The organism is Pseudomonas sp. O39, from assembly GCF_045447295.1.
Classification (GTDB): Bacteria; Pseudomonadota; Gammaproteobacteria; order Pseudomonadales; family Pseudomonadaceae; genus Aquipseudomonas; species Aquipseudomonas antarctica_A.
Genome location: NZ_JBJGXV010000026.1, coordinates 47,479 through 73,557, shown reverse-complemented (window position 1 = coordinate 73,557; position 26,079 = coordinate 47,479). Strand labels below are relative to the sequence as shown.

Here is a 26,079-nt window from a genome sequence, read left to right as displayed (position 1 = left end):
CGTGGATGAATGAAATTTTTACACCTGAATAGGAACTATGTCTTACAGAAGATTCACTACGTAAGTAAGGTGAGTGTGTAGGTCGCTGAATATTCCGTAGGAAATAAGGGTGTAAGCAGGTATGTTGTATGGAACTGAAACCGTTGATTGTATTTCACCTGCTCACTCGCCTGGCCGCGACAAGCAAGGGGCGTTTCCTGAAAACCCTGTGCGGTGCATAGACGGCGTACCGCTTATGTGCCGGATGTTTAACTCAAGATATGTATGGCCCCGGAAAGTTCTGAAAGTCTCCGTAAAACCGGATGCGCCTGAAGTTGTGATTTTTTGTAGGGTAATTCCTATATCGTTGTGGGTTGGGTCTCTGCTTGCTGTTGCTTGGGGGGGAGCGCTATGCCAACTAGGAAACGACTAGGCTATTGTGCTTGCTCTAAATAATTCGAACAGCGAAATTGGACTTTCTCATGAATAAAGTGCTGATCGTGGATGATCATCCCGTCATTCGTCTTGCTGTGCGCATGCTAATGGAACGTCATGGTTATGAAGTCGTTGCCGAGACTGATAACGGCGTCGATGCGTTGCAACTTGCACGGGAACATGTGCCAGACATTGTCATACTGGATATCGGGATACCCAAGCTTGATGGGCTGGAAGTTATTTGTCGCCTGGCGTCTACCAAGCAGCCTGCGCCCGTCAAGGTGCTGGTGCTGACATCTCAGGCGCCCGGCCATTTTTCGATGCGCTGCATGCAGGCGGGGGCGGCTGGCTACGTATGCAAGCAACAGGATCTAACCGAGTTGTTGAGTGCCATCAAGGCGGTCCTCTCCGGCTACAGCTATTTCCCTAACCAGGCGCTCAACTCGGTGCGCTCCACCATGGGCAATGCCAGCGAAGCGGACATGGTCGAACGCTTGTCGGGTCGTGAGATGATGGTGTTGCAGCAACTGGCCCGTGGCAAAACCAACAAGGAGATCGCAGACGGTATGTTCCTGAGCAACAAAACCGTCAGTACCTACAAGACTCGTCTGTTGCTCAAGCTCAATGCGCGTTCGCTCGTGGATCTGATCGAGCTGGCCCAGCGCAACGGCCTCGTGTAGGGCGGGTGCCATTGCGCACCGAGCTCGAACCACCGGCAGAAAAAAGCCTCCGTCAGGGAGGCTTCCGGTCGTCAACGGGTCGATCAGAGATCGAAGTCGTAATCGGCCAGTTGTTTTTGCAAGCGTCGCTCTTCCAGAAGGTTATCGATAGTGCGGCGTTTGCTCAAATTGGTCTTGGCCACCTCTGCAACAGGTGCGTCCCCATCGTCATCCGACTCTGCAACGAGGTCGTCGTCTACATCCAGTTGTTCTTTGCCAGTGCTCATAAGGTTAACTCCAGGCTAAGACTGCCGTTGGCGCTCCTTATAACGATAATCCATGAACGGGTAAAAAAGATTTTTTCAATCGACTGATCGAGAAAACCAATGATCCCTCAATCGTCGGACGTCTTGTCCTTGTATTCGCACAGGTCTTCGATACGGCAGCTGCCACAGCGGGGTTTGCGGGCCTGACAAACGTAGCGCCCGTGAAGAATCAACCAGTGGTGGGAGTCGAGCAAATATGGCTTGGGCACGAACTTCATCAGCTGCTTTTCTACCTCCACCACATTCTTGCCGCGGGCGATGCCGGTTCGGTTGCTGACGCGAAAGATATGGGTGTCCACCGCCATGGTCAGCTGCCGAAACGCGGTATTGAGCACGACATTGGCGGTTTTGCGACCCACGCCGGGGAGTGCTTCCAGGGCTTCGCGAGTTTGTGGCACTTCGCTGCCATGCAACTCCACCAGCAGGCGGCAGGTTTCGATGACGTTCTTGGCCTTGCTGTTGTACAGGCCGATGGTCTTGATGTACTCCGACAAACCTTCCACGCCCAAGGCGTAAATGGCCTCAGGCGTGTTGGCCACCGGGTAAAGCCTGGCCGTAGCCTTGTTAACGCCCACGTCAGTGGATTGGGCCGACAAGATCACCGCAATCAACAATTCGAACGGCGAAGAGTAGGCCAGTTCGGTTTTGGGCTCCGGATTGTCTTCGTGAAACCTGCGGAAAATTTCCAGGCGTTTTGCGGCGTTCATGGGGCAGGCGTTTCCTTGCAGGCGGTCAACGTGGTTTTCAAATTAGGCGCAGGCTTTGCAGGATAAACCATCGCCAGCACAGCCGGCAGCGCCTGTGGCCGATCAGGCGCCGCTATGGGCGTCCACTTGGCGCTGTGCATCATCCAGCTTGCGTTGTGCGGCTTTCAGTTCATCTGCGCTGACGTCCGCTTGGCGTTGTAACTTGCTCACATCGGCCCGGGCATAAGCCAGGGCGGTTTTCAGCTGACGCAGTTGGGCGTCGATGGGGCGTTTTTCCACGCGCTGCAAGGCTGGCCGGGGTTGCTCACTGCCAGCTTCGGCGTCATGCAAGGCTTGCTCTGCGCTGGACAGCGCGGCGCTCAAGGTTGCCAGTTGCTGTTCGTCAGCGTTCAGGTCCTGCGCTTTTTTCAGTTCGGCGCGACGCATGGCAAGCTGGATTTTGGCGCGTTTGAGCGCCGGGTCTTTTTGTGGCGGCAGGGGCGCCGGGCTGCTCACTTCCAGGGTTGCAAGTGCCTGCTCTGCCGCTTCGAACTGCTGTTGCAGGACGATCAACTGCGACTGTTGCTCAAACGTCGGTGGGTGACCAAACGCCTTCAAGGACTTGTGCAACTGGGCACGACTCATTGCGACAGTGATTTTGGCTTTCTTGACCGCCGCATCCCTGGCCGCTTGAGCGGTATCAGCCTGTACGGGCGCAACCGGCGTTGAGCGCTTGGCCCGAGCCAGTCGTTCGGCGAGCTTGTGCGCTTCTTCCCGTTGCAGGCGCGCACTGCGTTGTTCATAGCGTCGCCGCGCGCGGTCGCGCTTGAGGCCACGTTCCTGGCGTTGGTTGTCATCAGCCGCCAGGCCGCCCACAATCGGCACCACATTGGCCGCAGGGCGCATCTCGATGCAGTCGACAGGGCAGGGCGCGACACACAGGTCGCAACCTGTGCACTCATCCATGATGACGGTGTGCATGAACTTGGCGGCGCCGACAATCGCATCCACCGGGCAAGCCTGGATGCATTTGGTGCAGCCGATGCACTCGGCTTCGCGAATATAGGCGACTTGTGCTGGGGCCTCGCCTCGGCTGGTGTCCAGTTCCAGCACCGGCACACGTAGCAATTGTGCAAGCCCTGCGATGGTTTCCTGCCCACCGGGCGGGCACTTGTTGATCGCCTCGCCAAGCGCGATGCCCTCGGCGTAAGGCTTGCAGCCCGGGTGCCCACACTTGCCGCATTGGGTCTGCGGCAGCAGCGCGTCGATACGTTGAATCAGAGTCATGAGGGAATCACTGGCATGCCGGTTAAGCAAACAGGGCCTGTTGTGGTGGGCAGGCCTGTCGTGGCGAGCGGGCTTGCCCCGCGTAGGGCTGCGAAGCGGCCCTACTGAGGGCCGCTGCATTTTACACCGATGGAACCGGGTGCCCGGTTTAGGGCTGCTGGGTGCCACAGCGCGGGGCAAGCCCGCCCGTCACAACAGCCTTCTCACCACACCGTATTACTTGATGCGTTGACCCGGCTTGGCGCCGCTGTCCGGGCTCAGCAAGTAGATTTCTTCGCCGCCAGGGCCAGCCGCCATCACCATGCCTTCGGAAATGCCGAACTTCATTTTCCGTGGTTTGAGGTTGGCGATCATCATGGTCAGGCGACCATCGAGCTTGGACGGGTCTGGATAAGCACTTTTGATCCCGGAGAACACGTTGCGTTGCTCGCCACCGAGGTCGAGGGTGAGGCGCAGCAGCTTGTCGGCCCCTTCCACGGCTTCGGCCTTGACGATCAGCGCGACACGCAGGTCCACGGCGGCAAAGGCGTCGAAATCGATTTCCGCGGAAATCGGGTCCTTGGCCAATTCACCATTGCCGGCCGGTGCCGCTTCGCCGGTATCGGTCTGGCTGGCGACCAGGTCTTCTTTCGAAGCGTCGGTCATGGCCTGGACTTTCACTGGGTCGATACGGGTCATCAACGGCTTGAACTCGTTCAACTGATGGTTGCTGAGCAAGGTGGCGTGGTCGTTCCAGACCAGCGGTGCAACGTTGAGGAACGCCTCGGCATCGGCGGCCAGTAACGGCAGCACCGGTTTGAGGAAGATCACCAACTGGCGGAACAGGTTGACGCCCGTGGCGCAAATAGCCTGGACTTCAGCCTGCTTGCCTTCCTGCTTGTTCAGCGACCACGGGGCCTTGTCGGCGATCCAGGCGTTGGCGCGGTCGGCCAGGCCCATGATCTCGCGCATGGCGCGGGCAAAGTCGCGGGCTTCATAGGCGTCGGCAATGCTTGGCGCGGCAGCCAGGAACGCCTCGGTCAGCTCCGGTGCGGCGTTTTCGGCCACCAGCAGGCCGGCATTACCCTTATGGATAAACCCGGCGCAACGGCTGGCGATGTTGACGACTTTGCCGACCAGATCCGAGTTGACCTTCTGTACGAAGTCTTCCAGGTTCAGGTCCAGGTCGTCGACGCCACGGCCCAGTTTGGACGCGTAGTAGTAGCGCAGGTATTCCGGCGACAGGTGGTCCAGGTACGTGCGTGCCTTGATAAAGGTGCCACGGGACTTGGACATCTTCTGGCCGTTGACCGTCAGGTAGCCGTGAACGGCAATGCCGGTCGGTTTGCGGTAGCCCGAACCTTCAAGCATCGCCGGCCAGAACAGGGCGTGGAAGTTGACGATGTCCTTGCCGATGAAGTGGTACAGCTCGGCGGTGGAGTCCTTGGCCCAGAAGGCATCGAAGTCCAGCTCCGGCGTGCGGTCGCACAAGTTCTTGAAACTGGCCATGTAGCCGATAGGCGCGTCCAGCCATACATAGAAGTACTTGCCTGGCTCGTCCGGGATCTCGAAACCGAAGTACGGTGCATCGCGGGAAATGTCCCACTGTTGCAGGCCGGCATCCAGCCATTCGGCGATCTTGTTGGCCACGGCGTCCTGCAGGGTGCCGCTGCGGGTCCAGGTTTGCAGCATCTGCTGGAAATCCGGGAGCTTGAAGAAGAAGTGCTGGGAATCCTTGAGCACCGGGATGGCGCCGGAGATAGCCGACCGCGGGTTCTTCAGGTCAGTCGGTGCGTAGGTGGCACCGCACTTCTCGCAGTTGTCGCCGTACTGGTCTTCAGTGCCGCATTTAGGGCAGGTGCCCTTGATGAAGCGGTCGGCCAGGAACATTTTCTTTTCCGGGTCGAAATACTGCGTGATCGAACGCGTGGCAATGTGCCCGGCGTCGCGCAAACGCGTGTAGATCTGGCTCGACAGCTCGCGGTTTTCGTCGGAGTGGGTCGAGTGGAAGTTGTCGAAATCCACCAGGAACTCGGCAAAGTCGGCGCTGTGTTCAGCCTGCACATTGGCGATCAGTTGTTCCGGGGTGATCCCTTCCTTTTCGGCGCGCAACATGATGGCCGAACCGTGGGCGTCGTCCGCGCAGACATAAATGCATTGATTGCCGCGATGCTTCTGGAAGCGCACCCACATATCGGTCTGGATGTACTCAAGCATATGGCCAAGATGGATGGAACCATTGGCATAGGGCAGGGCGCTGGTGACGAGGATCTTGCGTGGCTCGGACATGGGGCTCGGCTACTTGATGAAACGGAGGTCGGCCACTATAAAGCGCCGGGAAATATATTTCACCCCGTGGTGCTGTTTCTGAATCTTCCCAGGCCTGCGAAAGCATGCCGCTGGGCGGCCGGAACGGTTAGGATAGCCGCCTGTTTCAGTCAGTCTTTTTTCGGGAGTAGCCCATGAGCGCCGTCAATCGCGCAGCGGTGGAAGCCGTTCTTCGCCAATACACCGACCCCTATTTGAACCAGGACCCGGTCACTGCCGGCTGTGTACGAGCCATCGAGGTCCAGGGCGACCAGGTCTCGGTCCAGTTGGAACTGGGCTATGCCGCAGGCCTGTTCAAGAGCGGCTGGTCGCAGATGCTGCAAATGGCCGTCGAGGGCCTGGACGGCGTGCGTTCGGCCAAGGTCGACATTCAGTGCGTGATCGCCCCGCGCAAGGCTCAGGCGCAGATCCCGGGCCTGGCCAACGTCAAGAACGTGATCGCCGTGGCGTCCGGCAAGGGCGGTGTGGGTAAGTCCACCACCGCAGCCAACCTGGCCCTGGCCCTGGCCCGTGAAGGGGCCCGCGTGGGCATTCTCGACGCCGACATCTATGGCCCAAGCCAAGGCGTGATGTTCGGCATAGCCGAAGGCACCCGACCGAAGGTCAAGGACCAGAAATGGTTCGTGCCGATCGAGTCGATGGGCGTGGAGGTCATGTCCATGGCCTTCCTTACCGATGACAACACGCCGATGGTCTGGCGCGGGCCGATGGTCTCCGGTGCGTTGCTGCAATTGGTCACCCAGACCGCCTGGGGTGACCTGGATTACCTGGTGATCGACATGCCGCCTGGCACCGGTGATATCCAATTGACCCTGGCGCAGAAAGTCCCGGTGGCCGGTTCGGTAATCGTGACTACGCCGCAGGACCTGGCGCTGCTCGATGCGAAGAAAGGCGTCGAGATGTTCCGCAAGGTCAACATCCCGGTGCTGGGCGTCGTGGAAAACATGGCGGTACACATTTGCTCCAACTGCGGGCATGCCGAGCACCTGTTTGGCGAAGGCGGTGGCGAGAAGCTGGCGACCCAGTATGGCGTCGAATTGCTCGCCTCGTTGCCGTTGGCGATGGAGATTCGTGAACAGGCCGACGGCGGCAAGCCCACCGTGGCGGCCGAGCCCGATGGGCCGATCGCTATGATTTACCAGGAGCTGGCGCGTCACGTCGGCGCGCGGATCGTCCTGCAGGAAGCGGCGGCACCGGCGATGCCGACCATTACGGTCAGCGACGACTGATCCCGCTGAAGGAAAGAAGCCTCGACCTTGTCGGGGCTTTTTTATGCCTGTTGATCAGTCAACGGCCTTCAATGACTCATTTACGCAATTGCGCGTGTAAGCATTCACTTACTTTTTCGTAAGTGTTTGGTTTTTTTACCGGGCATGGACATCCCGAAATCTCGAGAGATTTTTCTATCTATTTGAAAAATAACAGTTATTTATACTTGATCAGGCGTTCAACTCTGCCTCTGCGCAGCCTGGATCCCGTTGAACTTCCCTCGGAACTCTCTAAGATCAGCCCTGTGTCCACGGATTGACACAGCCATCAAGGAACGATGGTTAAGGAACGTCGCAGGATGCGATTCATCAGGATGATGAAAAGGAATACAGGGACTAGGGAAAAAATGTGGGCGGGTCATACCGCCCCTTTTTTCGTCTGCAGGAAAGTGAAACCTACTCCGTAGAAACGCAAAAAGGCCCGCAAAGGGCCTTTTGGGAGCAACGACGCTATCAGCGCTCGAGTTGTGCAATCTTACCTTTCTTGCCATCCCAGTCCGCTGCATCGGGCATCGGATCTTTACGCTCAGTAATATTCGGCCAGATTTCCGCCAGATCGACGTTCAACTGAATGAATTCCTGCATCTCTGCCGGGACTTCGTCCTCGGAGAAAATAGCGACGGCCGGGCATTCTGGTTCACACAGGGCGCAGTCGATGCACTCATCCGGGTGGATAACCAGGAAATTCGGGCCTTCGTAGAAGCAGTCCACCGGACACACTTCGACGCAGTCGGTGTACTTGCACTTGATGCAGTTGTCGGTAACGACGAAGGTCATTTCTAATTTTCTCCTCAGGCGGCGGCAGCGAAACCCCTTATGGTGGGGCTCGCGAGGTTCGGGAGCGATAGTCTGCAGGCCAGGCTAAAAGCCCGCAGCATCCCAAACCGCGCGAGATTCTATCAGCTTGCACGCGTCTGCGTTATATCCGAGTCTTCAGTGCATATAACATTTCGAGCGCTTTGCGTGGCGTCAAGTCGTCCAAGTCAAGCTTGGCCAACTCATCCAGCACCGGATGGGGCAGGCTGGCGAACATATCGCTTTGATGTGGCGCGCTGGGTTTGTTGCTGGCTTTGGCCGGGCTGGCCACGGAAATCTCGTGGGGTAGCGCGGTTTCTTCCAGGCGGCTCAGGTGCTCACGGGCACGGGTGATCACCTCGCTCGGCACACCGGCCAACTGCGCCACAGCCAGGCCGTAACTCTGGCTCGCCGGCCCTGGCAGCACATGGTGCAGGAACACGATGCGTTCGTTGTGCTCGGTCGCATTGAGGTGCACGTTGGCCACCAGCGGCTCGCTTTCCGGCAGTACGGTCAGCTCGAAATAGTGCGTGGCGAACAGCGTATAGGCACGCAAATGCGCCAAACGCTCGGCCGCCGCCCATGCCAGCGACAAACCGTCGAAGGTGCTGGTGCCGCGACCGACTTCGTCCATCAGCACCAGGCTGCGCTCGGTGGCGTTGTGCAGGATGTTGGCGGTTTCGCTCATTTCCACCATAAAGGTCGAACGGCCACCGGCCAGGTCATCGCTGGAACCGATCCGCGTGAAAATGCGGTCCACCAGCGACAACTCGCAACTGGCCGCCGGCACAAAGCTGCCGATATGCGCCAGCAACACGATCAAGGCGGTCTGGCGCATGTAGGTGGATTTACCGCCCATGTTCGGACCGGTGATCACCAGCATGCGGGTGTCGTCATCCAGCGACAGGTCGTTGGCGACGAACGGCGTGGTCAACACCTGCTCCACCACCGGGTGACGGCCTTGCACGATGCGCATGCACGGCTCGCTGACAAACCGCGGGCAGTTCAAATCAAGGTTCAGCGCGCGCTCGGCGAGGTTGCTCAACACATCCAGTTCCGCCAGGGCGGCGGCGGTGTCCTGCAACGGCGCCAGGCGGCTGATCAAATCTTCGAGCAACGCTTCATAAAGCATTTTCTCGCGCGCCAGAGCGCGGCTCTTGGCCGACAGCGCCTTGTCTTCAAACTCTTTCAGCTCCGGCGTGATGAAACGCTCGGCACCTTTAAGGGTTTGACGACGCTGGTAATCGATCGGCGCCGACTCGGCCTGCTTGCTCGGCAACTCAATAAAGTAGCCGTGCACGCGGTTGTAACCGACCTTCAAGTTGGCCAGGCCGGTGCGGGCCTTCTCGCGGGCTTCCAGATCAATCAGGAACTGCCCGGCGTTTTCGCTCAGCGACTGCAGCTCATCCAGCTCGGTGTCGTAACCGGTTTTCAGCACGCCGCCGTCACGGATGATCGCCGGCGGGTTGTCGATAATGGCTTTTTCCAGCAGCGCCGCGAGGTCCGGGTAAGTACCGGCGGTCACGGCCAACTGTTGCAGGTGCGGCGTGTCGAGATGGGCCATCGCCGCTTGCAATTGCGGCAGCGCACCCAAGGCATCGCGCAGGCGCGCCAGGTCACGCGGCCGCGCATTGCGCAGGCCGATGCGCGCCAGGATGCGCTCGATATCGCCGATTTCTTTCAACTGCGGCTGCAGCGTTTCAAAGCGATAGCCATCCAGCAGGCAGGTAATAGAGGTCTGGCGCGCTTGCAGCACGGTCAAGTCGCGCAGCGGGCGGTTCAGCCAGCGGGTCAGCAAGCGGCTGCCCATGGCGGTCTGGCAACGGTCGACCACCGATTGCAGCGTGTTATCGCGGCCACCGGCCAGGTTAGTGTCCAACTCCAGGTTGCGACGGCTGGCGCCATCGAGCACCACGGTGTCGTCCAGGCGCTCATGGCGCAGGCTGCGCAAATGCGGCAGGGCGGTGCGCTGGGTTTCCTTGGCATAGCCGAGCAAACAACCGGCGGCGCCGATGGCCAGGGTCAGGTTTTCGCAACCGAAACCTTTAAGGTCTTGCACCGAGAACTGCTGGCACAGACTTTTCAACGCTGAATCACGCTCAAAATCCCACGGCGCACGACGCTTGGTCCCACGACGCTTTTCTGCCGGTAAATCCTTCGGCCAATCATCCGGAATCAACAACTCCACCGGGTTGATACGCTCCAGCTCCGCCAGCAGGTTCTCCCAGCCCTTGATCTCCAGCACGCTGAAATTGCCGCTGGTGATATCCAGCACCGACAGGCCGAACAAGCGCTCATCGCCTAAAACAGCGGCAATCAAGTTGTCGCGACGCTCATCCAGCAACGCCTCATCACTCACCGTGCCCGGCGTAATAATGCGCACCACCTGACGTTCTACCGGCCCTTTGCTGGTCGCCGGGTCGCCGATCTGTTCACAGATCACCACCGACTCACCCAGCTTCACCAGCTTGACCAGATAGCCTTCCAACGAATGGTAAGGAATACCGCACATCGGAATCGACTGCCCCGCCGACTGCCCGCGCGCGGTCAAGGTGATGTCCAGCAACTTGGCGGCCTTCTTTGCATCCTCATAGAAGATCTCGTAGAAGTCGCCCATGCGATAGAACATCAACTGATCAGGGTGCTGGTTTTTCAGACGCCAGTATTGCTGCATCATCGGCGTGTGGGAGGACAGATCGGACGTGTTTTTACTCATTGGGTAGTAGGCAAATTCGTTGAAAGTGATGGGGCAAAGGGCACGCTTGGTCCAGTGTCGATCAGTTAAAAATGCGGACGTCCAAACAAAGCAGGTCGAATGTGGGAGCTGTCGAGCTTCAGCGAGGCTGCGAAGGGATCGCTGCGCTTTACCAGCGGGCCGCAACGCCTGCATCGCTGAAGTCCAAAAGCTCCACGTTTTGCCCAATTGTGGTCGCGTAACTGATCGGCATCGGGCGCTTGGCCCAGCATTTTTGCGATGGGCGCAAGGTTAACACGCGAAGTCGGCCCTTCGCAGTTCACAAACGGCCAGGTAAAACACAAAAAAGGGGCGGCGCATTTATTCACATGCGCCGCCCCTTCTTACTTTCACCCTTACTGAATGTTGCTGGGCGAATCCAACACCTTCACCACATCATCAATCACCGCTTTCACCATCTCCTGCAAGTAATGGGACGCCCAGGCGTAACGGTCCGTCTCCTTGGTCATCGCCGCATCTTCTGCGAGCTGCTTGGCAACGTGAAGAAGGTCGGAGGCGTGGTGCAGGGCTTCGTGCAGGGAAACACCGCTGTTGACCCGGAATAGCGGTTGGTCGGAGTGAAAGGAGAAGGGGGTGACGCCGAGGGTAGTTAACGCAGACGGATTTGTAGCGGTCATCGGTAAAACTCCCATATCAATTGAGAGCTACCACATTCGTTATCAGGCGAATTGGGTGGCAGCTGTGCGCAGGCTGATAAACCGGAGATACAGGAACCCGGCAGACCCGAAGGTCTCCCACGCACAGCCGCCATTGCACGAAATGTTGGGCGAAAAAAAACGCCTGCAAATCGGGTTTTGAGGGCGCTTGGTGCGCCTGCATCTTGCCGGGTTATCAGGCCCGGTCGCTGAATTGGCAGCGACGGCGGGGAGGTTAGCGTGGTGGTGTGGTGGGTGCAACTAGGGAAATGAATATGTCGCTAAGCTGCTGTCGAAAAGCACATCGCGGCATGGATTATAAACGTGTCCCTGTGTGGTGACTAAATTGGCCCAATAAAAAGCCCGACTCTGGGTCGGGCTTTGAGAAGGAGGTTTGGTTGGAATCAGGCTCTTTTCGCCTCTGCCTTCATCATCACGAGATTCTGTTGCTTCGTCGCCTCAGTGAGAACCTCACTGTAAACGCGCTTTTTCTGATCAGATTTTGCGTCACGAATAAAGTCGGCAAAGGAGCTTTTTACGCCTTTGGACAAGCCCAGCTTGATCGAAATCATCAATGCGCTCCTGATGGTGGCCCGAGCATGGCCTCTAGATCGGCCCGCGTGTATTGCTCTGGGATATGGTAGTCAATCTTATCGACGCCCGCTTTGTAAAGCCGTCCAGAATTGTCGATGTGCTTGATGAGCAAATCCACGTGAACGTCGCTTCCGTACTCTAGCTTAAGCGCGTTCACTACGTCACGCGCTGCGAAGTACTGCTCGATAAAATGCTCTTTGCGAATTCTCCTGCCTTCGGCCTCCTCGCGGGCCTTCACAAAATCCCAAGCAAGCATGGGGTTTTGATATACGTACAAGATCTGTACGAATCGTCCTTTTTTCAATGAGCGTTCAACATTGCTCCTGGCGACCTTAAGGTTTGAAAAGGTGCCGTCGAGTAGGAGGGACTGCCGTTGATCCAACGCCTGGTCAATTATTTTTTCGACCAGAATCGAAACCCCGCGTTGGAAAAGCCACGAATTTGACCCTTGGTAAGCGGCAAACTCGTTGCGAAGTTCATCAGGATCGATTCGTAGAATGGGGGTGTCGGCGAATAGGTTTACAAGAGCGACTGAAGCCTCTGTTTTTCCTGCGCCGGGCGATCCAGCCATGAAGACGGATACTGGCGACTCCTCTGATGGGTAGATAGCTTTGTCTGTCAGGCGTCTGGCAATTGACTTTTTATTTGAGCGAGCGAAGCGCAGGGCGTCTTCTGAAATCTCAGTCTCTGCCGGTGTCATCCCGTCAGCGTCGGAAAATGCGGTCTGTTCCATCAAACACCCCCATCTGCTTCTTATAGTGCGTGAAAGACTATCACGCGGTTAAACCCTCGCTGCTGATCGAAACGTCACTTAATACATCCTTGTTTATGCACTACTTATGCAAATTAGCATTTGCCAATGCTGAAAACACCCTGCACTATCCCCCTTATGCAAAAACGCAACGTTTCAACCGTCTTAAGAGAACTCCTAGACCGCGACCGGATCTCCCCCACGGAGCTTCACCGGCGCACTGGCGTGCCTCAATCCACACTCTCGCGGATCCTCAGCGGCAAGATCGTTGATCCGTCGGACAAGCACATCTCACGCATCGCCGAGTATTTCCGCGTCAGCACCGACCACTTGCGCGGGCGCGCGGCGGTGGGGGCTTTGCGGGATGACGGGCGCGACCCGATGCATTCGGAACTCAAGGACATAAGCCTGTGGGACGACGACACGCCCGTTAATGATGACGAGGTGTCGATCCCCTTTCTGCGTGAGGTTGAATTGGCTGCTGGATCAGGAAGATTCGTCATCGAGGAAAGCGAGAAGGCCAGCTTGCGTTTCGGCAAGCGCAGCCTGCGGCATAACGGTGTGCAGTTTGACCAGGCCAAGTGTGTGACGGTGCGCGGCAACAGTATGTTGCCGGTGCTGCGCGATGGCGCGACGGTCGGGGTGAACGCGGGCAAGAGTGGCATTGGCGATATCGTCGATGGCGACTTGTATGCCATCAACCACAATGGCCAGCTGCGGGTGAAACAGCTCTACCGCCTGCCTTCGGGGATTCGCCTGCGCAGTTTCAATCGCGATGAACACCCGGATGAGGACTACAGCTTCCAGGATATTCAGGATGAGCAGATCAGCATCCTCGGTCATGTGTTCTGGTGGGGCATGTACGCCCGTTAACCTCCTTACGTAAGACAAAGCCCGCCAGTGCGCGGGCTTTTTTTCGCCTGTAGAAAACCGCCAAACCCTTAACCCACAAGGCCTGAAATGCACTCGTGCATTTCGATAGCTAAAATAAATGCATTAATGCATTGACTGTATATGCATACATGCATATTCTTCATCTCAAGCCAGCCAACAAGGCCTGGTGGAGGCGGCAAGGATGCTGCCAAGGAAGACAAGGAAGGCACGCAACATCGGCAAGGACGCCATCGAAGCGATGGCAGGGAAGCCAGGCAACACCGGCAAGGATGCCGACGCTCTTTAGTAGTACCGCTTCAAAAAAACAGGCAGCGATGAACCGGCCTTAACGGTTCAGAGGGTTGGCAACTGACCCGGGTGTGCAGCGTAAAGCACCAGAAGCAGTTATCCGGCAGACAGGGATCGTGGTCGGAAAAACATCTTAGGAAAGAACCGTACCGCGCCAGTAGCGCCGAACGTTCGAATCTGGACCGCATTACTGAAAAGCCCGGGCGACCGGGCTTTTTGGAATGCCTACCGATAAATGGACTTACCCAAACACCGGCCCGTTGCCGGTAATGCTCAGCCAGGAGGCGTGACATGACAAACGAGCAGCAAGCGTTAGCGGAAATGCCTATCTGGCTGGTGATCGTACTGGCCCTGATCGGCGGTGTATCCGGCGAAATGTGGCGCGCCGACAAGGAGGGCGCCCGTGGTTGGTCGCTGATCCGGCGCCTGGCCCTGCGGTCCGGGGCGTGCATGGTGTGTGGGGTTTCTGCCCTGATGCTGTGCTACGCCGCCGGTATGTCGCTCTGGACGGCCGGCGCCATTGGTTGCCTGACCGCCATGGCCGGCGCCGACGTGGCCATCGGCCTCTATGAACGCTGGGCCGCCAAGCGTATCGGCGTTAACCAAGGCTCCGGCCAGGACCCGCAATAACCGTTGCAAGGACGCTGATCAAAATGGACCTTATCGAAAAACCCTCCCAATTGCCCCAAGCCATTAGCGACGCACTGCGCGCCGCCTTCCCGGACTTGAAGGTCGGTAATCATCAGGACTTTCAAGGCACCGGGGATAAAACCGGCGTGCTGATCACGGTCGAGGGCAACGGCCCGGGCATTCGCTCCCGTGAGGGCCGTAAAGCTCACGCCTTGTCGATTTCGCTCAAGGCCATGGTCGCGCCGGGTGCATTGCCGTTCGATGCTTGCGATTTGGCCAGCCAACTGATGGATCTGGTGCTGGATAACCGCTGGAACCTGCCACGGGCTCAGTGTGATTTGCCGACCTCTATCGTTGCGGCTCCCTCACTGCGTGCCACCGCAGAAACGGACTACGACACCTGGACCGTTTCCTTCACGCAAACCCTCTATCTCGGACCGGTGCTGCTCAACGATCCCACGGGCCAACCGCTTTTTGCCCGCACTTGGGAAGTCTCGAATATCAACGACCCCGATCAATACAAACCACTGGCGGAGTAGCCCATGTTCGACGCGCTGTTACGCATGCAACTGGGGCCGATCATCGAGCGCTTGGCGGAGATGGAAACCCAGCTCGAAGACCTTTATCGACGCGCTGAAAGTTTCTGTCGGATTGGCACCTGCCAGGCAGTCGATGCCGCCAACAATAACTGCAAGGTCAGTCACGGTGACCTGCTCTCGCCATCGATCCGTTTTTTCAACCCCAGCGCGGGCGCGCAGACCGAAACCCGTATCCCATCGGTGGGCGAGCAATGCCTGTTGCTCAACTACGGCGGCGGAGAAGGTGGCGCGCAGTCTGTGGCCTTGTTCGGTCTTAACAGTAGTCTGTTTCCGCCGGTTTCCAGCGTTGCCTCGCTGACCCGCCGCCGCCACCAGGACGGCACCCAAAGCGAGTACGACGACGCCAGTCACACCTTCAACTGGGTCAACGGCCCCACCACCTTCAGCGGCTCCCGCGAACAGGTTGACATCAAGGTCGGCGCCGCCAGCCTGACGATCAATGCCCAGAGCATCACCCTGCAGATCGGCGGCACCCGCCTGTTGCTGGACGCCGGCGGCGCGCACTTCAGCGGCCCGGTGGTGGACCACCAAGGACGCGTCATCAGCCCCTGATAAGGACATTCCATGATTGGAGTCGACAGGAACACCGGGGCAGCCGTCGATGACTGGCTGCAATTCGTGCAGCGCGCCACCCGAGCGCTGACCACCCCCGTAGGCACTCGCCAGAAACGCCCGCTGTACGGCTCACTGATCCCGCAATTGCTCGGCCAGAACCTCGGCGACGACCTGCTGATCCTCGCCCAAAGCCACGCCGCGCAAGCGTTTTACAACACCCAGAACGGCATCGCCGACTTCCAGCCCCAGGTCATCGTCGCCACCCGCCAGGGCGCCGGTTTGTTGCTGCGTTTTGCCGGCACCTGGAAAAACCGCCAACAAACCTTCGAGGTCGTGACATGAGCATGCTGATCCCCGGCCAGAACCAACTGGCCGAACCGGCCATCATTACGGTGGATGAGTTCGAGCCGTTGCTGGCGGAATTCAAGGCGTTCGTGGTCGATTACGTCGCCACCCGCGCGCCGCAAAGCGCGGCCAAACTCAAGGTCAGCCTCGACAACGAAAGCGAGTTGCTGACTCTGGCCCTGGAAGCCTTTTGCGTGCGGCTGCAAACCCATGAACGCAAGTACAACGCCCGCATCAAGCAGATGCTGGCGTGGTGGGCCACCGGCAGCAACCTGGATGCCCGCCTGGCCGATATGGGCCTGGAGCGCCAAGTGCTTGACCCTGGCGACCCGGCTGCGTTTCCACCCGTACCGCCGACGTTGGAAAGCGACGACGACGCACGCCTGCGTTATTACCTGGCGCCACATGCCCCGGCAGCGGGTTCGCGAATGCAGTATCGGCGTGAGGTTTTCACTCTGGGCGAGCGGCCGTCGGTGAAAGTGCAAAGCGCAACGCCCGGCGTGGTAACCGTCAGCTACACCTTTGACCCGGACGGGTATGCGGCGCAGGTCAAGGACGGCAATGGGCGTCGCACCGCGCCCGGCGAAGTGATGGTGACTGTGCTTTCAAGGGAAGGGGATGGCACGCCGTCTGCCGATTTGCTTGACGGCGTTCGACGCCATTTCGCACGGCCGGATGTACGACCGGAGACCGACCTGGTCAGCGTACAAGGCGCGCAAATTTTGCCTTACAAAATCCGCGTGGTCGCGAAGATCAACGCCGGCCCGGATTCAGGGCTGACGCAAGTCGCCGCGCAGAAACTGCTGCAGGACTACGCACAGTCCTGTCATCGCCTGGAAGGGCGGGTTGATCCGAGTTGGATTGACTATGCGATTCACAGTGCAGGGGCTGCGCAATTGCAAATTCTTGAACCCCTGGCGCCGATCATCTGCACCGCGTTCCAGGCGCCGTATTGCACGGGGGTTGAAGTGGAGGTGCATACGCTATGAGTGAGCCAAAAGCGAGTTTGTTGCCGGCCAATAGTTCGCCGCTGGAAAAGGCGTTGGACCAGGGGTTTGGCAAGTTGCTCGACCGCGTGACGCCGCCGTTTCCGGCGTTGATGAATCCGCTGCAAACCCCGAGCGAGTTTCTTCCTTATCTGGCCGCCGATCGTGGTGTCAGCGAGTGGGATGCGGACGCCAGCGAGGCGGAAAAGCGGCTGACCGTGGCTTTGTCCTGGCAGATCCAACGCCAGGCGGGCACGCCCAAGGCTTTGAATCATGCAGTGGAATCGCTGGGGTTCACCCCAAACATCAGCGCCTGGTATCAACAGCGACCGTTGGGGCTGCCTTACACCTTCGATGTGCAGGCCATCATCGGGCGCAGTTGGTCCAGCGGCGACCACAACCGATTGATTCGGCGTATCGATGCGGCGAAAAGCGAGCGGGACCAGGCGACCATCACCATCGTGCATGAAACAGACGGCGGGCTTGCGTTCACTCAGGTGCTACATGCACCGCTATGCGATGGCGAGCTTTGCCTGCACGGCGCACTGCCTGAGCTGGGCTTGATTGCGCGATTTAACAGTGCCGGTGTTGCCCGGCACTACACCATTAACGACTACGACCTCAGGGCGCAGCCATGACAGATGACATTACGCGCCTGGTGCGCTTCACCTCCAAAGGTTTGGATGAAGTACTGCAGGCAAAGAACCAGGGCTTGAAAGGCGAAATCACCCACGTTGGTGCTGGCACCGGCCGCTACAACCCGGATGGCACAGAAGTGGCCTTGCGTGATGAGCGCCAACGGGTCGCCATTGTGGATTATGAGGATTTGGGCGACCGGCAACTCAGGATGGCTGCGCTGCTTGATGGCGAGGCTGAGTATGAAATTGGCGAATTTGGGTTTTATCTCGCCAGTGGGACGTTGCTGGCGGTGTATTCCGTGGCGGGGAAGTTGCTGACGTATAAAGCGGCGGCGGCTCGGGTGCTTCAACGATTTACATTAGATATTTCGCCTTTGCCGTCGGACAGTCTGACGGTGGTAGTGGGCAATGAAAACCTCAATGTCTTGATGACTGAGGAGTTTGCGCAGCTTGCCGCGGCGAGTGTCGATAACATGGCGCGGCATGTGGGGGTGTTGTTGCGGGTCATGAGCATGGAAGTCAAATAGCCAATGTCTTTGGGTGTTGGGAAAAACGACGTTTTACAAGGAGCGTAAAAGATGAGTTTGGAAACGGTAATCGCCGGTTTGGTGTCGGCGTGTAATGCACTAACGGATACAGTAACTAAAAAGATATCATTGATCGACCAGAAAGTAATTACGGCAACTGAGCAGGTGCCAGCGACTGTTCGAGCTGAAGTTAACAAGGTTCTGTATGTGGACTCCTCCAGTGGCCTGGACACTAATAGCGGTCTTACGCAAGATAAGCCACTTAAGACCATCGCTGCTGCGGTTGGCAGGGTCATGTTGTGCGGCTCCGCAACTATTTTTCTGCGTCGTGGAAAGGTCTATGAGGTAGGTCGTGGCTTGGGCGGAACCAATGTTGACAATATGTCGCTTCTATTCATTCCGTATGGGACAGAGGCTTCTAAGCCAATCGTTCGAGGCGCGTTGGTGCGCTTTTCTGAATCGAATGTCTACGTATGTGGTGGCTTCTCCGCTATCACGGAAATGTCGATTAAGTTCACCGACTGCCGAATAGAAACCGGCCTGGCGAATGGCGTTTCACAATATGGCCCTGATTATGGCGGCTTGTTTTCTCGCGATGGAGGGGTGGGCGAAAGTGTCAGCTTTAAGTTGTTTTTTCATAAATGTGAGGTCGTGGTTCAGGACGTTCCACTGTTCAGCACGTACTACGGGTTTATTCAGCTAAGTCTCGCGCAAACGACCATTACCAAAGGCGGAGCCCAGACGACAATCGTCAATGTTGGTGTGCCCAAAATGGTTGATATCAGCACGGTGTCTATTGTTGGTTTCGGCACTGGGGCGACACTTGATAGTTTGCTTACCTTGGCGCCAGGTTCCTACACGGCCCGTCAAGCCTATACGACTATTTCCGCATAAGGAGCGTTTAAGTGAGAACAGTGAATTACAAGGGCTCGATATACGTCAATCCAGATGCAGAGAGTCTGGAAGGGATGGGTTTGTCGGCTGAAGATGCAACTGAGGTTATGGCACAACTGGTGAGTAACGAAGCCATCCAGCGTCGAGACGAACTGTTGCAAATCGCCGCGATACGTATCGCCCCCCTGTTGGATGCACAAGACTTGGGAAAGGCAACCGATGACGAGGGCGCACGGCTGCAAGCCTGGAAGCTGTATCGAATCGAATTGAACCGCATCGATAAGCAGGAAGGTTTTCCGGCCTTAATCAATTGGCCTGTAGCGCCAATCTAAGAACTGACATGACCGCGAAAGCGGTTTTTTTTCGCCCAATGAATTCCCTGCTTAAGGGGCATTTTTGCATCTGGAGAAATTTACATATGGCCAACCGCCAAACCTACACCGTCCTCATCCCATTCCCCATCGGAGGTGGCCACTGGTCCACCGCCGGCGAGGAGCTTGAGCTGCTGGACGTCGAAGCATCCGCCCTACGCACCGCTGGCCGCCTGGAATTGACCAGCGTCCTTAACTCCACCCCCAAGAAGGCTGACTAACCATGGCTGAGGTTCTTAACTTCGAGCACAACGGCATCACCGTGAATGCCACCGAATCCCCCGAGGCCATGGGTGGCCTTGGCGACAACGTCATCGGCCTGGTCGGCACCGCGCCGAATGCCCACGCGTCGATTCCAAAAAACGCGCCGTTTCGCATCAACAGCTTCACCACCCAGGCGCTGCTGGACCCCACCGGCGCGGAGTCGGGCACGCTGTTTCAGGCGGTGTACCAGATCCTTAAAGTGGTGAAGGTGCCGGTCTACGTGGTCATCGTGGAGGAGGGCGCAACCCCGGCTGACACGATCAATAACGTGATCGGCGGCAATGAGCCGACCACCGGCCGCAAGCTCGGCCTGGCTGCGTTGAGCAGCGTGCCGGAAGACCTGACCATCATCGGCGCCCCAGGCTTCACCGGCACCAAGGCCGTGGCCGGTGAGTTCGCCTCTTTCGGCAAGCGCATCAAGGCCCGTGTGGTGCTGGATGGCAAGGACGTTTCGGTCGCCGACCAAGTGACCTACAGCGGCGAGTTGGGCGGTGCCGACCTCGGTTTTGACCGTTGCCTGGTGGTGCACAACATGCCGTCGGTGTATTCCAAGGCGGCGAAGAAAAACGTGTTCCTGGCGCCATCCTCGTTGGCCATCGCCGCGCTGGCCAAGGTCAAGCAGTGGGAAAGCCCAGGCAACCAGGTGACGTTCGCCGAGGACGTTTCCCGCGTGGTCGAGTACAACATCCTCGACACGTCTACCGAAGGCGACCTGCTCAACCGCTACGGCGTGAGCTACTACGCACGCACCATCCTCGGCGGCTTTTCGCTGCTGGGTAACCGCTCCATCACCGGCAAGTTCATCAGCTACGTGGGCCTGGAAGATGCGATCAGCCGCAAGCTGGTCAAGGCCGGCCAAAAAGCCATGGCCAAGAACCTCACCAAGTCCTTCATGGACCAGGAGGTCAAGCGCATCAACGACTGGCTGCAAACCCTGGTCGCCGACGAAACCATCCCAGGCGGCAGCGTGTACCTGCACCCGGAATTGAACAGTGTCGAGAAGTACAAGAACGGCACCTGGTTCATCGTCATCGACTACGGCCGCTATGCGCCGAATGAACACATGATTTATCAACTCAATGCCCGCGACGAAATCATCGAGCAGTTCCTGGAGGACGTTCTCTAATGTTTACCAACCGTGTAAGACAGGCCATTGCGGCCACCCTTCAAGGCCTGCCGTTGTCCGCGACGGTGGAAGAGTTCGATCCGCCGAAGATTGAATTCGAGATGGAGCCCATGTCCGGCGGGCGCTTTATTGCCGAAGAAATGGCCAAGAGCGGCAAGGTGCTCGGTGCCACGCTGGTACTGCAAGGTGCGGGGCCGGAAATCATGCTGGCCCTGGGCGTGCGCCTGGGCGACGACATCTTGCTCAACGTGCGTGAAGCCGGGCAAGACCAGGACGGCAAGACCTACTTCACCTACCACACGGTCGGCGGCAAGCTCAAATCTCTGGTCGAGGCGAAGCTGAAGATGGGCGAGAAGGTCACCACTACGCTGGAATTGTCCTGCCGCACCTACAACCGTCTGGAAAATGGCATCTCGGTGATCGACATCGACGTGCGCACCCAGAAATTTGTGCTCAACGGCGTCGATATTCTTGGCGATGCGCGCCGAGCGGTACTCATGCCTTAAGGGCGACCGTGCTCTGAAATGGGCACCGTCAATGTGGGAGCCGGGCTTGCCCGCGATGCAGGCGACTCGGTGTACCTGGTGTACCGAGTTGATGCCATCGCAGGCAAGCCAGCTCCCACATTGACCGCGCTCAGCTTTAGATCTGCGCTGCTTTTCAACAACGCTCTACAAGGAATTGCCCCATGGCCTGGATGCCACCGCTGCACAGTCTGCTGTCCCCGATCACCGCCGACACCGGCGCGACGATCCAGCAGGTTCAGCTCAAACCGCTGTTCTACGCCGCGCAAAAAGCCGCGCTGGCCCGGGCCGGTGATGACGAGGACGACCAGTTTTTTGAATTGGCGAAACTCGCCACCGGCCTGTCGGAAAAAGAGCTCGACCAACTCAAGCGCCCGGACTACGTGAGCATCGCTCAGTACGTGCACGAAATGTCGACGCGCCCAGCGTCGTTCTTCCTGGATGAGCGCGAAGAAGCGACCCACGACCAACCGGTCCAACTGCTGCTGCCACTCGACGCAGCCGGCCGCACCCTCACCGAACTGCCCCTTGAAATGCCCGCCCTGCGCGCTACCAAAGTGATGAAAAAACTCGCCACCAACAAAGAGCGCGCCGAGTTCATCACCGCTCACTGCACCGGTTTGATGATCCCCGATCTCGCCGGCCTGACCGTACCCGACTGGACGGAACTGCAGGAGCGCATCGACGATTTTTTAAATCAACCGGCGGACTTCTTTCGCAGCGCGACATCGAAGTAATCCTCGATGTGGTGCCGCTGATCTACTCGGTCAATGAGGCGGAGATCCTCGACTGGGACGCCGGCAAAGCATTGCGCCGCTACGACATTGCGATCACTCGCCTTGGCGTTAAACAGGAGTAAGCGGGATGCAGAACAAGTATTCGCTCGCGAATGCCATGGCCAAGGATGGCCGTGACATTTTCGGTAGTGCAGACGGCGCAAATGATGCCGATATCCTCAGCTCAGGTGCGCTCGGGCCAGAAAAACCCGTCGACATAAAGGCGCTGGAACCGTTATCCGGGATGGTGCTGGAACTGGCCAATGCCGGCTTGAAACTTAATGAATTCGCACAGTCTTTGGGCGTATTGCGCGAGAACGTGGATTCCCTCGCAACGTCCTTATCCTCACTGAAGGCGGCTGATGCCCAACTGTTGAAAACCCAGGCGCGCACCGACACGACCAGGGTTGCCGAGTTTAAATCGACCCAGTCTGAAGACCGGCGCATTACCCGGGAAGCAATGACGGTGGGCAGCGGGCAGGTTCTCGACCCGGTCGCAGCACTTCGATATTCGAATGCCCACCGTTCGTTTGATGCGACGGCGACGTCGGATAAGTCGACAACGGTTCTGCGCGCGGAGTCCAGTGCCAGCGAAAAACGCCTTTCCAAGACGCTGGAGCCCGTGTCGGTATTGCTCGAGCCAACATGGCTGCAAGTGAAGACTGGCGTGATGAATACGGCCAATGATTTGGCCAGTGAATCGCCGGTTATGGCCAAGACGGTTAAAACGGCTGAGGCTGTAATCTTGCCGGTGGTTTCGCCGGTGGTTACCGGGTTTTTCTCGGGCTTGGGGGAGACGATCAAAACCCGGGTAACCGGCAATCTTATCGATGTGACGCTGGGTAAGTTGGGCGGTGGGGTTGGCAAGTTGTTCAAGGACAAGGGCTTTGAAAAGGAAAAGTCCTGCTGCTGTTCAGCCGCGGCCGAAAAGCCCATCACGAGTAGCCGTTCTGCACCGGGTGGTTCTTCCAGGAAAAGGAACTCCCGAAAACCACAGTCCGAAAATCCAAAAAAATCGCAAAACCCAAAAAAATCTCAAAACACACCCAAGAAGCAAATGTCTGCACCGAAACCTGCCGCCACAAGACGTTCCCCCGCAAAAGGCGGTGGTTGGGTTGCATCGCTGCGTGGCGTGGGCGAACGCCTTTCGAAGTGGTTTCCCCAGCAGCAGTCTGTCGGTTTCCATGCTGGGGCCGCGGCGCCAGGTTTACAGCCTCGCGCCGCCAGCACAAACAGGCGCAAGAAAAATACTGGTTCATCTCAATCATCCATAGGCAGAGGGCCTGGGTTGATCGAAGCGTTGGAGCGGGGACTTGTGCCGTTGCCCGCTGAAGGAAGTGCGAATACCCCGTCGCGCATGCAGCCCGTCAGCCGTGAGCATCTGCCCGCTCCAACGGCGCGCTCACTGAAAATGCCCGCTTCGGGCTTGTGGGGCGCGATGGGAAAACTGGAGTCGTCCGCCGCCCGGCGCCTCGGCCCGTTGAAGTACGTGGACACTGCCATGGATGTGGTTCAAGGCGTACGCAACGGCGACGCTAAAGCTGTCGGATCAGGCCTGAGCTCAGCGGGTGGCGCCTGGGCCGGAGCTTCTGCCGGCGCCGCTATCGGCACGCTGGTTTTTCCCGGTGTCGGCACGGCTGTCGGTGGTGCAATCGGCGGTTTGCTCGGCAGTGAGGCGGGCGCCTGGCTCGGTGACAAATTGTTCAGCTCAAGTGATCGCCTGCCTGCGCCCAATGCGGTGAGCAAGGAGCTCAACGCCGCGCGCACGGACAACGTGCAAGTCACGATTGCCCCGAGCATCCAGATCACCGGCGTCAACCCGGCCGATGCCCAGCAGGTCGTCAACCAAGTGATCCAGGCCCTGCAATTTCAATGCATGCCGATGGTCACCGACAGCCTGGGGATCCGGCGCAACGCGGCACTGGCCGATCCTTCAGGAGGTGATTGATGCGACAACAGATGGTACTCGGCGACTTTGTTTTTGGCTTATCCCGAGGCTTTGCCTATTCGTCGCTGATACGTACCAGCGACGGCGGCTGGAGTGACCTGGCGATCATTGCCAGCAAGTCCCAGTCGCGGCAGAGCGGCCAAAAGCTGGAAAAACTCACGTTCAGCGGCACGGCGATGTACGCCATCGGTATGCAGCGGCTGGACGAATTACGTGCGCTGCAAAATGCGCGGGCGCCATTGCCCCTGGTCGATGGCATTGGCCGTAACTGGGGCCTTTGGCGGATAAACTCGGTGACGGAAACCCAGAGCTATGTGATCGACGACGGCACCGCCATGCTCATGGCCTGGACCATGGAATTAGAGGAATTCGTCAATGCGTAGAGTGCGAAGTATTGCCGGTGATTCGGTCAACCTGCTGCTCTACCGCGAGTTGGGCCGTTGCGATGATGCAGCGGAAGAAACCCTTTGGCGCCTGAACCCTGGGATGGCCGAATACGGCCCGGTACTGCCGGCCGGCGTGTGGGTAATCGTGCCTGAACTGCCAGCGCGGCCGGCTGCTGTACGCCCCGTTCTGGCCTGGGATTAAGGAGGCTGCATGGCACAGGGATTCACACCGATCGTGGAGTTTTATGGCGCCAATGCGGCGCTGCTTAATCAACGGCTGATGCACTGGAGCCACACTGACGCTGCCGGCATTAAGGCGGATCGGCTGGAACTGACGCTTAATATTGAAGGCCTTGAAGGTTTGCCCACCCTGAGTGGCAAGATCGGCTTGCGTGCCGGTTATCTGGAGTCGGGGTTGGTGGAAAAGGGCGAATTTGTCGTCACCCAACGTACCCCGGTGCTGTTTCCCATGCGCTTGATGATCGTGGCCACAGCCGCGCCCTTCAGTGTGGTGGATGCAACGGGTTATCGGCAGCGTCGATCCGCCAGTTACGGTCCGACAACGCTGGGCGCGCTGTTTCGCCAGCTGGTCAGTCCTCACGGCTTTTCACCACGTGTGGCACCCGCGCTGGAGGGTATTGCGATTCCGCACATCGACCAGTCCAACGAGAGTGATATGGCGTTCATTTCGCGCCTTGCCAGAATCTACTCTGCGGTCACCAAACCGTTTAACGAGCTCTACGTGTTGGCCGAAGCCGGCCGAGTCAATTCGCTCTCCGGTCAGCTACTGCCGGAGGTGAAGCTGTCCGTGACGGAGGACAACCGCCCCGGTGAACAGAGCTTCATTACTGCCAAGCTCGACGAAACGTCCCGCGCGAAATACGAGGGCTGCCGCGCCAGTTGGTGGGATGCCTCCGCTGGCAAGCAGCGTGTGGTCCAGGTGGGCAATGCGCCGTTCAAAACCTTGCGTCAACGCTACCAGAACGCAGCCGAAGCCCGCGCCGTGGCCGAAGGCGAACTGCGCCGTGTGGGGCGTGAAGACTTGAAATTGTTGATCGATTGTCCCGGCAATCCGTTGTTGGCGGCTGAAGGGTTGTTGCTGCTGGATGAGACGTGGCCGCCATACATGCGGGGGCGATGGTCGATCAAACAGGTGGTGCATGTCGGCGACCCCGTGACGGGGTATCGCAGTTCGATTACGGCGTGTGGGTTATCGATATAGGCACTTTTCAAGAGTAAAACCCATGGTGATAACACTCCCCCAACTGCTTGACGTGATGCCGGGTGCCCGCCTTAGAGCGGGCTTTTTTTTAACGCCTTTAAATGCGGCGTTCGTTCGCTACGAGATAAGCAATGCGAAGCGCATCGCCGCCTTCCTCGCCCAGGTCGGCCACGAATCCGGCCAACTGCGCTACGTGCGTGAACTGGGCAGCGACCAGTACCTGAGCAAATATGACACTGGTGCCTTGGCCGAGCGCCTGGGCAACACGCCCCAAACAGATGGCGACGGCCAGAAGTACCGGGGCAGGGGGCTGATCCAGATCACCGGGCGTCGTAACTACCTGGCCTGCAGCCAGGCGCTGTTTGGTGATGATCGCTTGCTGCGCGAGCCCGATTTGCTGGAGCAACCGCAGTGGGCGTGTGAGTCGGCTGCGTGGTTCTGGCAGAGCAACGGTTTGAATGAACTCGCCGACAAGGACCAGTTCACCACTATCACCCGACGCATAAACGGCGGGCTCAACGGACTGGAGGACCGTTTGCAATTGTGGGCGCGGGCGAAAGCGGCGTTATGTGTTTCCTGGCGGGTTGTCGTCTGATCGGTGTTTGTCTGCTGAAGGTGGTGGTGTGACG

The 26,079-nt window shown here is 58.3% G+C and carries 30 protein-coding genes; 21 read left to right on the top strand and 9 right to left on the bottom strand.

Annotation, left to right across the window (positions count from 1 at the left end):
- Positions 1 to 461: 461 nt before the first annotated feature.
- Positions 462 to 1,094: a response regulator transcription factor gene (locus ACI77D_RS25255; RefSeq protein WP_053254650.1), complete on the top strand. Its 633-nt coding sequence runs from the start codon at positions 462 to 464 to the stop codon at positions 1,092 to 1,094.
- 83 nt (positions 1,095 to 1,177) lie between these two features.
- Here ACI77D_RS25255 and ACI77D_RS25250 read toward each other — a convergent pair whose 3' ends face one another.
- The 4 genes from ACI77D_RS25250 to metG form a co-directional block, all read right to left on the bottom strand.
- Positions 1,178 to 1,360: a PA3496 family putative envelope integrity protein gene (locus tag ACI77D_RS25250; protein ID WP_064450934.1), complete on the bottom strand. Its 183-nt coding sequence runs from the start codon at positions 1,358 to 1,360 to the stop codon at positions 1,178 to 1,180.
- Between the two features lie 107 nt (positions 1,361 to 1,467).
- The gene (nth, locus tag ACI77D_RS25245; protein WP_064450935.1) at positions 1,468 to 2,106 is read right to left on the bottom strand and encodes an endonuclease III; all 639 of its coding nucleotides are present in this window, start codon (positions 2,104 to 2,106) and stop codon (positions 1,468 to 1,470) included.
- Between the two features lie 102 nt (positions 2,107 to 2,208).
- The gene (gene rsxB / locus ACI77D_RS25240; protein WP_407017699.1) at positions 2,209 to 3,372 is read right to left on the bottom strand and encodes an electron transport complex subunit RsxB; all 1,164 of its coding nucleotides are present in this window, start codon (positions 3,370 to 3,372) and stop codon (positions 2,209 to 2,211) included.
- Positions 3,373 to 3,588: 216 nt separating this feature from the next.
- A complete protein-coding gene (metG, locus tag ACI77D_RS25235) occupies positions 3,589 to 5,640 on the bottom strand; it encodes a methionine--tRNA ligase (protein ID WP_262667132.1) in 2,052 nt (683 codons plus the stop codon).
- 173 nt (positions 5,641 to 5,813) lie between these two features.
- On the opposite strand from metG, the gene apbC reads away from it, so the two are divergent.
- Entirely contained in the window at positions 5,814 to 6,908 is a 1,095-nt protein-coding gene (apbC, locus tag ACI77D_RS25230; RefSeq protein ID WP_407017698.1) for an iron-sulfur cluster carrier protein ApbC, read from the top strand.
- Between the two features lie 492 nt (positions 6,909 to 7,400).
- On the opposite strand, the gene fdxA is transcribed toward apbC, so the two are convergent.
- The 5 genes from fdxA to ACI77D_RS25205 all read right to left on the bottom strand — a co-directional run bounded on the left by fdxA (position 7,401) and on the right by ACI77D_RS25205 (position 12,426).
- Positions 7,401 to 7,724 carry a ferredoxin FdxA gene (gene fdxA / locus ACI77D_RS25225; RefSeq protein ID WP_064450939.1) on the bottom strand — a complete coding sequence of 108 codons (324 nt, stop codon included), beginning with the start codon at positions 7,722 to 7,724 and terminating at the stop codon, positions 7,401 to 7,403.
- A gap of 142 nt (positions 7,725 to 7,866) precedes the next feature.
- The gene (mutS, locus tag ACI77D_RS25220) at positions 7,867 to 10,458 is read right to left on the bottom strand and encodes a DNA mismatch repair protein MutS (protein WP_407017697.1); all 2,592 of its coding nucleotides are present in this window, start codon (positions 10,456 to 10,458) and stop codon (positions 7,867 to 7,869) included.
- A 374-nt stretch (positions 10,459 to 10,832) separates the two neighbouring features.
- A complete protein-coding gene (locus ACI77D_RS25215; protein WP_221294052.1) occupies positions 10,833 to 11,114 on the bottom strand; it encodes a DUF3077 domain-containing protein in 282 nt (93 codons plus the stop codon).
- Positions 11,115 to 11,536: 422 nt separating this feature from the next.
- Positions 11,537 to 11,704 carry a hypothetical protein gene (locus ACI77D_RS25210; RefSeq protein ID WP_177016320.1) on the bottom strand — a complete coding sequence of 56 codons (168 nt, stop codon included), beginning with the start codon at positions 11,702 to 11,704 and terminating at the stop codon, positions 11,537 to 11,539.
- Positions 11,704 to 12,426, bottom strand: coding sequence for a zeta toxin family protein (locus ACI77D_RS25205; protein ID WP_177016648.1), 723 nt, complete (start codon positions 12,424 to 12,426; stop codon positions 11,704 to 11,706). The genes ACI77D_RS25210 and ACI77D_RS25205 overlap by 1 nt, the downstream gene beginning before the upstream one ends.
- A 189-nt stretch (positions 12,427 to 12,615) precedes the next feature.
- On the opposite strand from ACI77D_RS25205, the gene ACI77D_RS25200 reads away from it, so the two are divergent.
- The 19 genes from ACI77D_RS25200 (at position 12,616) to ACI77D_RS25110 (ending at position 26,045) form a co-directional block, all read left to right on the top strand.
- On the top strand, positions 12,616 to 13,350 hold the full coding sequence (locus tag ACI77D_RS25200) for an XRE family transcriptional regulator (protein ID WP_094949894.1): 735 nt from the start codon (positions 12,616 to 12,618) through the stop codon (positions 13,348 to 13,350).
- A 600-nt stretch (positions 13,351 to 13,950) separates the two neighbouring features.
- Positions 13,951 to 14,289 (top strand): phage holin family protein, encoded by a 339-nt coding sequence (locus tag ACI77D_RS25195; protein WP_177016319.1) that lies wholly within the window; start codon positions 13,951 to 13,953, stop codon positions 14,287 to 14,289.
- A 23-nt stretch (positions 14,290 to 14,312) separates the two neighbouring features.
- Complete coding sequence (locus tag ACI77D_RS25190) at positions 14,313 to 14,828, top strand: hypothetical protein (RefSeq protein WP_407017696.1); 516 nt, start codon at positions 14,313 to 14,315, stop codon at positions 14,826 to 14,828.
- A 3-nt stretch (positions 14,829 to 14,831) separates the two neighbouring features.
- Entirely contained in the window at positions 14,832 to 15,440 is a 609-nt protein-coding gene (locus ACI77D_RS25185; protein ID WP_407017695.1) for a phage baseplate assembly protein V, read from the top strand.
- Between the two features lie 12 nt (positions 15,441 to 15,452).
- Positions 15,453 to 15,785, top strand: a complete 333-nt coding sequence (locus ACI77D_RS25180) for a phage baseplate protein (protein ID WP_407017694.1) — start codon at positions 15,453 to 15,455, stop codon at positions 15,783 to 15,785.
- Positions 15,782 to 16,777 carry a baseplate J/gp47 family protein gene (locus ACI77D_RS25175; protein ID WP_197624598.1) on the top strand — a complete coding sequence of 332 codons (996 nt, stop codon included), beginning with the start codon at positions 15,782 to 15,784 and terminating at the stop codon, positions 16,775 to 16,777. Before ACI77D_RS25180 ends, ACI77D_RS25175 begins: the two co-directional genes overlap by 4 nt.
- Positions 16,774 to 17,412, top strand: a complete 639-nt coding sequence (locus ACI77D_RS25170; protein WP_221294056.1) for a phage tail protein I — start codon at positions 16,774 to 16,776, stop codon at positions 17,410 to 17,412. The genes ACI77D_RS25175 and ACI77D_RS25170 overlap by 4 nt, the downstream gene beginning before the upstream one ends.
- Positions 17,409 to 17,939 (top strand): phage tail protein, encoded by a 531-nt coding sequence (locus tag ACI77D_RS25165; protein ID WP_221294057.1) that lies wholly within the window; start codon positions 17,409 to 17,411, stop codon positions 17,937 to 17,939. The genes ACI77D_RS25170 and ACI77D_RS25165 overlap by 4 nt, the downstream gene beginning before the upstream one ends.
- 51 nt (positions 17,940 to 17,990) lie before the next feature.
- Positions 17,991 to 18,833, top strand: coding sequence for a hypothetical protein (locus ACI77D_RS25160; RefSeq protein ID WP_221294058.1), 843 nt, complete (start codon positions 17,991 to 17,993; stop codon positions 18,831 to 18,833).
- An 11-nt stretch (positions 18,834 to 18,844) separates the two neighbouring features.
- Positions 18,845 to 19,165 (top strand): tail fiber assembly protein, encoded by a 321-nt coding sequence (locus ACI77D_RS25155; RefSeq protein WP_407017693.1) that lies wholly within the window; start codon positions 18,845 to 18,847, stop codon positions 19,163 to 19,165.
- 8 nt (positions 19,166 to 19,173) lie between these two features.
- The gene (locus tag ACI77D_RS25150; RefSeq protein ID WP_242169372.1) at positions 19,174 to 19,425 is read left to right on the top strand and encodes a hypothetical protein; all 252 of its coding nucleotides are present in this window, start codon (positions 19,174 to 19,176) and stop codon (positions 19,423 to 19,425) included.
- Between the two features lie 2 nt (positions 19,426 to 19,427).
- Positions 19,428 to 20,594, top strand: a complete 1,167-nt coding sequence (locus tag ACI77D_RS25145) for a phage tail protein (protein WP_259762952.1) — start codon at positions 19,428 to 19,430, stop codon at positions 20,592 to 20,594.
- Positions 20,594 to 21,100, top strand: coding sequence for a phage major tail tube protein (locus ACI77D_RS25140; protein WP_124416555.1), 507 nt, complete (start codon positions 20,594 to 20,596; stop codon positions 21,098 to 21,100). Before ACI77D_RS25145 ends, ACI77D_RS25140 begins: the two co-directional genes overlap by 1 nt.
- A gap of 182 nt (positions 21,101 to 21,282) precedes the next feature.
- Positions 21,283 to 21,855, top strand: coding sequence for a phage tail assembly protein (locus ACI77D_RS25135; protein ID WP_128586968.1), 573 nt, complete (start codon positions 21,283 to 21,285; stop codon positions 21,853 to 21,855).
- Positions 21,856 to 21,982: 127 nt separating this feature from the next.
- The gene (locus ACI77D_RS25130) at positions 21,983 to 23,842 is read left to right on the top strand and encodes a phage tail tape measure protein (protein ID WP_407017692.1); all 1,860 of its coding nucleotides are present in this window, start codon (positions 21,983 to 21,985) and stop codon (positions 23,840 to 23,842) included.
- Complete coding sequence (locus ACI77D_RS25125) at positions 23,842 to 24,225, top strand: phage tail protein (RefSeq protein ID WP_262667148.1); 384 nt, start codon at positions 23,842 to 23,844, stop codon at positions 24,223 to 24,225. The genes ACI77D_RS25130 and ACI77D_RS25125 overlap by 1 nt, the downstream gene beginning before the upstream one ends.
- Positions 24,218 to 24,430: a tail protein X gene (locus ACI77D_RS25120; RefSeq protein WP_064451005.1), complete on the top strand. Its 213-nt coding sequence runs from the start codon at positions 24,218 to 24,220 to the stop codon at positions 24,428 to 24,430. Before ACI77D_RS25125 ends, ACI77D_RS25120 begins: the two co-directional genes overlap by 8 nt.
- Before the next feature lie 9 nt (positions 24,431 to 24,439).
- Positions 24,440 to 25,450 (top strand): contractile injection system protein, VgrG/Pvc8 family, encoded by a 1,011-nt coding sequence (locus ACI77D_RS25115; protein ID WP_064451006.1) that lies wholly within the window; start codon positions 24,440 to 24,442, stop codon positions 25,448 to 25,450.
- 22 nt (positions 25,451 to 25,472) lie between these two features.
- Positions 25,473 to 26,045, top strand: a complete 573-nt coding sequence (locus ACI77D_RS25110; RefSeq protein WP_407017691.1) for a glycoside hydrolase family 19 protein — start codon at positions 25,473 to 25,475, stop codon at positions 26,043 to 26,045.
- Positions 26,046 to 26,079: the final 34 nt, after the last annotated feature.